The 6,531-nt window shown below is 70.5% G+C and carries 6 protein-coding genes and 1 pseudogene; all 7 read right to left on the bottom strand.

Going from position 1 to position 6,531, the window contains the following annotated elements; genetic code table 11:
• A pseudogene (locus tag JHN45_RS49365) lies at positions 1-190 on the bottom strand (zinc ribbon domain-containing protein); the annotation flags it as partial.
• On the bottom strand, positions 187-753 hold the full coding sequence (locus JHN45_RS49370) for a phage tail protein (protein WP_201056013.1): 567 nt from the start codon (positions 751-753) through the stop codon (positions 187-189). The pseudogene JHN45_RS49365 and the gene JHN45_RS49370, both read right to left, overlap by 4 nt.
• Positions 754-784: 31 nt before the next feature.
• Positions 785-2,743 carry a putative baseplate assembly protein gene (locus tag JHN45_RS49375; RefSeq protein WP_200716864.1) on the bottom strand — a complete coding sequence of 653 codons (1,959 nt, stop codon included), beginning with the start codon at positions 2,741-2,743 and terminating at the stop codon, positions 785-787.
• A 3-nt stretch (positions 2,744-2,746) separates the two neighbouring features.
• Positions 2,747-3,193 carry a GPW/gp25 family protein gene (locus JHN45_RS49380; protein WP_019071371.1) on the bottom strand — a complete coding sequence of 149 codons (447 nt, stop codon included), beginning with the start codon at positions 3,191-3,193 and terminating at the stop codon, positions 2,747-2,749.
• Positions 3,194-3,230: 37 nt separating this feature from the next.
• Entirely contained in the window at positions 3,231-5,138 is a 1,908-nt protein-coding gene (locus tag JHN45_RS49385) for a VgrG-related protein (protein ID WP_200716865.1), read from the bottom strand.
• Positions 5,138-5,857 carry a LysM peptidoglycan-binding domain-containing protein gene (locus JHN45_RS49390; protein WP_200716866.1) on the bottom strand — a complete coding sequence of 240 codons (720 nt, stop codon included), beginning with the start codon at positions 5,855-5,857 and terminating at the stop codon, positions 5,138-5,140. The genes JHN45_RS49385 and JHN45_RS49390 overlap by 1 nt, the downstream gene beginning before the upstream one ends.
• Before the next feature lie 23 nt (positions 5,858-5,880).
• Positions 5,881-6,303, bottom strand: a complete 423-nt coding sequence (locus tag JHN45_RS49395) for a phage tail protein (protein ID WP_019071368.1) — start codon at positions 6,301-6,303, stop codon at positions 5,881-5,883.
• Positions 6,304-6,531: the final 228 nt, after the last annotated feature.

A 6,531-nucleotide genomic window follows, 5' to 3' on the forward strand; every position in this document is an offset into this window, starting at 1 on the left:
CCGGGTCGTCGTCGGCCGAACTCCGTTGCCCCGGAACCCTGTTGCCCGCACCGCGTTCGGCCGCCGCACCGGCACCGGCACGGGCGCCCGCGCGGTCCGTCCAGCTCAGGACGGCCCCGCAGGCGTCGCAGAACGACTGGCCCGGTTCCGCGCGGGTTCCGCATTCGGCGCAGCTCTGGGTGGTCGTCATCTCTCGGGGTTCCTTTCGGCGGGCACGGTGGTGGTGACCTGGACCGTGTACGGCATATGGGCGGGGCGGGCCGCCGCCACGAGGGCGTCGAGGCGGTGGGTGTCCAGGGTGGTGGGCGCGGGGAGGCGCAGGTGCACGTGCAGCCGGGGGCTGCGTTCGCCGGGTACCGGGCCGAGCGGCCGGGCACTCCAGTCGGCGGCGCCGCTCTCGGTGATCTCGGGTTCGACCCCGAAGGCGAGCCGGACGGCCTCGGCCAGGCCGCGCCGGGTGCCGCGGATGCGGTGCAGATACGTGGCGGCGGCCACGGCGGCCCGCAGTCGCGCCTCCGGTTCGCTGCCGTCGGTCTCCGCTCCGACCCAACTCCCCAGCCACTGAACGAAGTCGAGCGGTGCGAGCGACGGCCGGAAGTACGTGTCGAGGCAGTCCAGGACACTCAGGATGGGTGCTACGACCTCGTCGAGCCCGGCGACGAAACGCTGGGCGAGGTCGTCGTCGGCGAACACGGCGGGCAGCATCGCGCCGATCGGTGCGGAGGAGCCGAGGCCGTCCACTGATCCTCTCAACGCGGGCCTCCTCGGCGGGAGTTGACGTTGTTCACGCGCCGTCTCCGATCACGCGGACGCGGTGGTCGAAGGAGAACACCAGTGACGGCCGTTCCAGGTCGATGCGGTCGGTGGGGTCGCCGCGCTTGCCGGTGAGGGGGTCGGCCGGGTGCAGGACGACCTCGTCGACCAGCTCGACGCCGGGCACGCGTTGGAGCACCGCGAAGACCTCGCCGGACTGCACGGGGCGCCCGAACGGCCAGCCCTTGCCGTCCGATCCGCCGGTGAGCGGGTCGAGGTGGCGGTAGAGGGCGTCGTGGGTCTGGCGGCGCACCCGGTCGGTGTCGACGCCCCGGAAGGCGTGGACCGTGGCGACCACGGTGACGCCCTGGTAGAAGGGCGGGCCGACCGCCAACCGGGTCCCGATCAGCCGCCGTTCGTCGAGATGGCGGGTGATGCGCTCCAACAGGGCGTCGCCGGGTACCAGTTGTTCGAAGCGGAGCCGTCCGCCGGGGTCGGGCACGGCCTGCGGCACCACCAACACCCTTACGGCGTAGGCCCCGTGCTCGCCCTCGTCGCCCTCCAGGCAGGTGATGCGGGCGGTCTCGGGGGCGGCCCGGCGGGACAGCTCCTCGTAGTCCCGGAGAGTCACCGCCCGCTCCTGCGCGCGCAGGGTGATCGGGGCGCGGGTCTTGGCCTCCTGGACGGTCTCGCCGTCCACTCCCCCGCGTGCCGCCTCGCGGTTGACGACCTCGGAGACGTACGGGATGGAGCTGCGCAGGATCTGTACGGCGCCGCGTGCCACGTTGCCGGACCGGCCGCCGCCGGTGCGGTAGCGGCGGGCGCGGATCACCGAGCCCTTGGGGGCGACCATGCCGTACTGGCGCAGGGTGCCGTCGGGTTCGCGGACGGCGGGGCCGAAGGCGAGTTCGCCGGTGGCCGCGTCGAGGGTGATGTGACGGTCGTCGGGGCCGGAGGCGGCGAAGTGCGGGACGACCTGCCAGTCCGTCCAGCCCTCGTGCTCGGCGGTCTCGAGGAGGAGCGGCGGGTTGTCGCCGACGACCGGTGTGTGGGCGAGCCTCAGTCGTTGCCCGGGCAGGCCGGTGGACTCGCCGAGCGCCTCGTCGTAGACCGTGTCGGCGTGGATGACGGTGGTGGTGCCGCCGATGGTGAAGGCCTCGGCGGAGCGGACGGTCGGCGAGGTGGTGTAGAAGGGCTGGTCGGGGTGGGGTTCGGTGACGCGGCAGCGCAGCCAGCCGGCCTCTTGGCCGCCGTTGCGGGACAGGGTGTGGCCGCCGGGGACGTGCAGGACGACCGCGCCGGGGCGGTTGAGGCCGCCGGTGCCGTCCCGGTCCACCTCGCACGGCTGCCAGCCGTCGGCGGTCCACGCCTCCCAGACCAGGGGCGGTTGGCGCGGGTCGACGCCAACTCCGTCCACGCGGCTGTCCAGTTCGAGGGCGAGGGCGCAGTGCGGGACGGCGGCGGTCAGGCCGAACAGCATGGAGTCGCCGGGGTCGGGTGACTCGGCGAAGCACATCACGTGGTTGCCCTCGGCCAGGTCGTGGGTCCGGTCGACCACCTGCTTGCCCCGGTGCTGCACGACGAGATGCCGCAACGCGGTGGGTACGACGGCGAGTTCACGCTCGGTGGCGAAGACCACCGCCTCCTCGCCCTCGGTGCGCATCGTCGCGACCTCGGTGCCCAGCGGCACTTGGACCGGTTCTTCCTGGGGCGCCGACAGCCAGAACGTGACGTCGGTACGGGCCGCGGACGGCGGGAAGAGCGTGATGCCGACCAGGTCCAGGAACGCCAAGTGGTTCTTGTCCGGTACCCGGTTGAGGCGGTAGACGATCTGGTCGGCCATGTGCGCGACCGTCTCGACGAGGGTGACGCCGGGGTCGGAGACGTTGTGGTCGGTCCACTCCGGGGCGCGCTGCTGGATGTAGCGCTTGGCGTCGTCGACGAACTGCTGGAAGCGGCGGTCGTCGAGGTTCGGGGAGGGCAGAGCCATCGGTCAGTAGTCGCTTTCAGCAGCCGTGCCGGGCGCAGTGGGGGTGTCGTCCGGCTCGTCGTGGGACGGGATGACGTAGAAGGGGAAGACGAGGCTGCGCGGGTTGTTGGTGCCGCGGATCGAGTAGCGGACGTCGATGTACAGCACGCTCTGCTCGGTGCCGGCGGTGACCTCGACGTCCTCGACCTCGATGCGCGGTTCCCAGCGGTCGAGGCTGACGTGCACCTCGTGCTGGATACGGCCCGCGGTCTGCTCGTTGACCGGCGCGAACACCAGGTCGTGGATGGCGCAGCCGAAGTCGGGCCGCATGGGGCGCTCGCCCGGCGCCGTGGACAGCACGAGCCGGATCGCCTCCTCGACCTCGCGCTCCCCGCTGACCAACGCGATGCCGCCGGTCGGTCCGATGCGCAGCGGGAACGACCAGCCGGAGCCGACGAATTGTTCGGCCATCACTCAACACCCGCTTGTTTCTTGTCCGTCGGTCCGCTCATGCCGGAAGCACCACCGGTACCAGGCCGTTGAGGGTGACCACGCCCATGATCGGCACGGTGACGGCCCGAATGCCCACGTTGGCGATGGAGTTGATCTGCACGCTCGCGCCCGCGGTGAGCATCGCGTTGCCGATCGCCTTCATGTTGAGGGCGCCCATCGCGTCCAACGTGACAGCTCCGGTGGTCGACTTGACGTTGACCAGCCCGCGCCCCTCGATGCTCACCGGCCCACCGCTCTTGATGGTGAGACTGCGCCGGGCACTGAGGGTGAGATCGGTACCGGCCTCGACCGACACCGACCGGCTGCCCTTGATGGTGACCGTGCCCTTGCTGTCGACGACGATCTCGGTGTTCGTACGGTCCAGGTTGATGGTCAACTTCTCGTCCCCGGAGGCCAGTCGGACACCCTGCTTGCGGCCACCGGTCTTCTGGCTGAGCAGGTCCATCCGGTTGCCGTCCCGGTCGGAGACCGTGTGCCGGCTCGCCTTCTTCCGCACGGCGTCGTGCAACGGCACATCGCTCACGACGGTCGGCTTGTCCTTGCCGTTGTAGAGCCCGCCGATCACGAAGGGGTGATCGAGTGCCCCTCGGTCGAAGGCGACCAGCACCTCGTCGTTGACGTCCATCGGGAACACCCCGCCGCCGCCGAGCCCGCCCAGCTGCACGGTCCGCGTCCAGTCACTGACGTACGTGTCGTCGAGCCACGGGAACTGGAGCTTGACCCGCCCCTGTTTGAGCGGGTCGTTCACGTCCGTCACCAGGGCGTTGGCGACACCGGGCAGTCGGGGCGCGGTCTCCGAGCCGCCCGAGGCCAGCCCGTACAGCGAGCGCCACTGCCGTCCGCTGACCGTCACCCAGGTCTCGTAGTGCTTGCCGTCGCCGAAGACATGCCGTACGGAGGTGACGGTGTACTTGCCCTCGAAGGGCGTGCCCACGTCCGCGAGCGCGACCGGAACTCCCGGGCGCAGCTTGGGATTTCCGCGGGCGACGACCTCCAGTTCGGCGAAGGAGGAGGTGACGTCGTCGGCGAGGGCGTCGGCGGCGAACTTGACCTCGTTCTGCTTGTCGTAGGGCGTGCCCGTCTCGACCAGCTTGGCGGTCTTGAACTTGCCGGCCGCCGCACCCGGGGTGGTGCCGATGCCGATGGCCGGGTTGGAGGTGCCGGGCGCGGTCGCGGTGAGCTTCTTCTTGGTGGTGACGTCCCAGCCGCGCGACTCGACGGTGGCGACCTGGTCGGCGGCGGTCACGGCGGCGCGCAGCCGCAGGATGTCGTGCCCGGCCTGGAGCACGAACGGGCTTTTGTCGCCGTCGGTTTCGGGGGACGGCGCACCGGAGGAGGGCTTCGGCTCCACGAACTGGAACTTGCCGTCGGCGTCGACCGACATGACCATCTCGTTCTCGTCGGCGAGCCGGGCGAGAAAGTCCCAATCGGTCACGTTGGACTGGGAGATGAACTCGTAGACCGTGCGCGTGGAGGTGATCCGTCCGATCGGAACGCCGTCCTGGGCGGCGAGTTTGCGGGCGATGTCGGAGGCGCTCTGGTTGCGGTAGGCGGCGACGCGGCGCTGCCGCAGCAGCCGGTGGCCGAAGTCGTAGCCGCGGACGACGGTGAAGGTGCCGGTGCCGTCGTAGTCGGCCTCAAGTCCCGTGACCTCACCGGTGAGCAGCGGATCGGAGGCGCCCTGTCCGTCGGCGACCGGCGCGATGACGACCTTCGTGCCGAAGGTGACGCCGAGCTTGCCGAGGATCAGCCGGTACGGATCACGGAAGGTGAGCCGGAACGCGGCAGGCACCCCGACACCCTGGTCGACGTAGCTGTCGACGAGGCAACGGGCGTACTCGGACGGCAGTTTGGCCCCACCGATCCTCACCTCGACGACGTTGGAGAACGCGGCCTTCACCATCAGGAACGCACCTCCTCGGCGGCGGGCAGCACGAGTTCGACACCGTTCGCGAGCCGCGTCGGGTCGTCGATCCCGTTGGCCTCGGCGATGGCCCGCCACGCGGCGGAGTCGCCGTACTCCCGCCAGGCCAGCGACTGCAACGAGTCGCCCGCGACAACCCGGTGCACGCGACGGGCGGTGAGCGCGCCCGAAGTCGGGTTCTGGCCCTTGGTGTTGCTCGGGATCTCGTGCAGCTGGAGTCGGCAGGTGGCGCGGATGGGCACGCCGGTCGTCCCGAAGAGCGAGTAGGCGGCCTCGACGGAGGAGACGTAGGCGGTGAAGCGGGCGGTGGAGAACGACCCCCACTGGAACACCACCCAGGGCGGTGAAGGCTGCTTCGCGGCAATGGACTTGGTGGTCACATCGCAGCAGGCGAGCAGCGACTCGACCTTCTTCAGCACGGAGTTGCTGGACGGCTCGTCGGAGGAGTCGAGGAAGATCTCGACGCTCATCTCGCGTGGCTCCGAACCCATGAACTCCGGTAGCGAGCCGTCCCGTTCGATCTGTGCGGGGGTCGTCTTCCACTGGGCGCGACGGGTGAGTGACAGCTGCGCCGGGTTGAAGTCGAAGGCGAAGGTCTTGATGAGCCCGCCCGGGGTGGTGCTGCCCCCGACGGGCGGCTCGTGGATCGCGAGGCTCGCCCGGACGAGGCTCTTGCCCGCGCCTTTGCTGGTGGCCATGGTGTGTCTCCCGCCCGCCCCGTCTAGTCCGTGAACCCGTGGTGGGCGATCTCCAGCACCTCGGTGGCGACGGCCGGCCCGGCCGGGTCGAGGGACGGCCCCTGCCAGCTCACCGGCAGCACGTCGATCAGCCCCCAGTGCGCGACCTCCGAGCCGTCCGCGCGCAGCGCCGCGATCTGCCCGGTGGGGCGCCTGATCCCGGTCTGCACGGAGGAGATCCACTTGGCGACCTTGGAGGTGTCCGGGGTGAGCGGGCGGGTCAGCCGGATGGTGGAGAAGGTGACGCGGGTGGGCAGTTGCCATACGAAGCCGTTGTTCCCGCCCTCCTGCCGGTGCTCGATCTCCACCTGCGACGACAGCCCTTCGCACCCGTTGAAGTAGCCGAGGCTCTCGCCGTCGATGCTGAGGGTGAACCAGATGGTGGAGCCCGGGTCGAGGCGGGACATCGGGGGTGGGCCTTTCTGTCGTTGCGGGGCGGTGATCCGGTGGGGTGCGGGGTTGTGCCTTGCCGTGGCGGTCAGTGGCGGGGGTCGCGGAGTTTGCCGATCCGTTCGCGGTCCAGGCGGAGTTCCGTGCGGATCAGGCGGGTGATGCGGCCGATGATCCGGTGCACGAGTTCGTCGAGCTGGAAGTCGGTGAGGTCCCGGGGGTCGAACTGACCGGCGGGGACGGCT

This window comes from Streptomyces sp. MBT53, assembly GCF_016654115.1.
Taxonomy (GTDB): Bacteria; Actinomycetota; Actinomycetes; order Streptomycetales; family Streptomycetaceae; genus Streptomyces.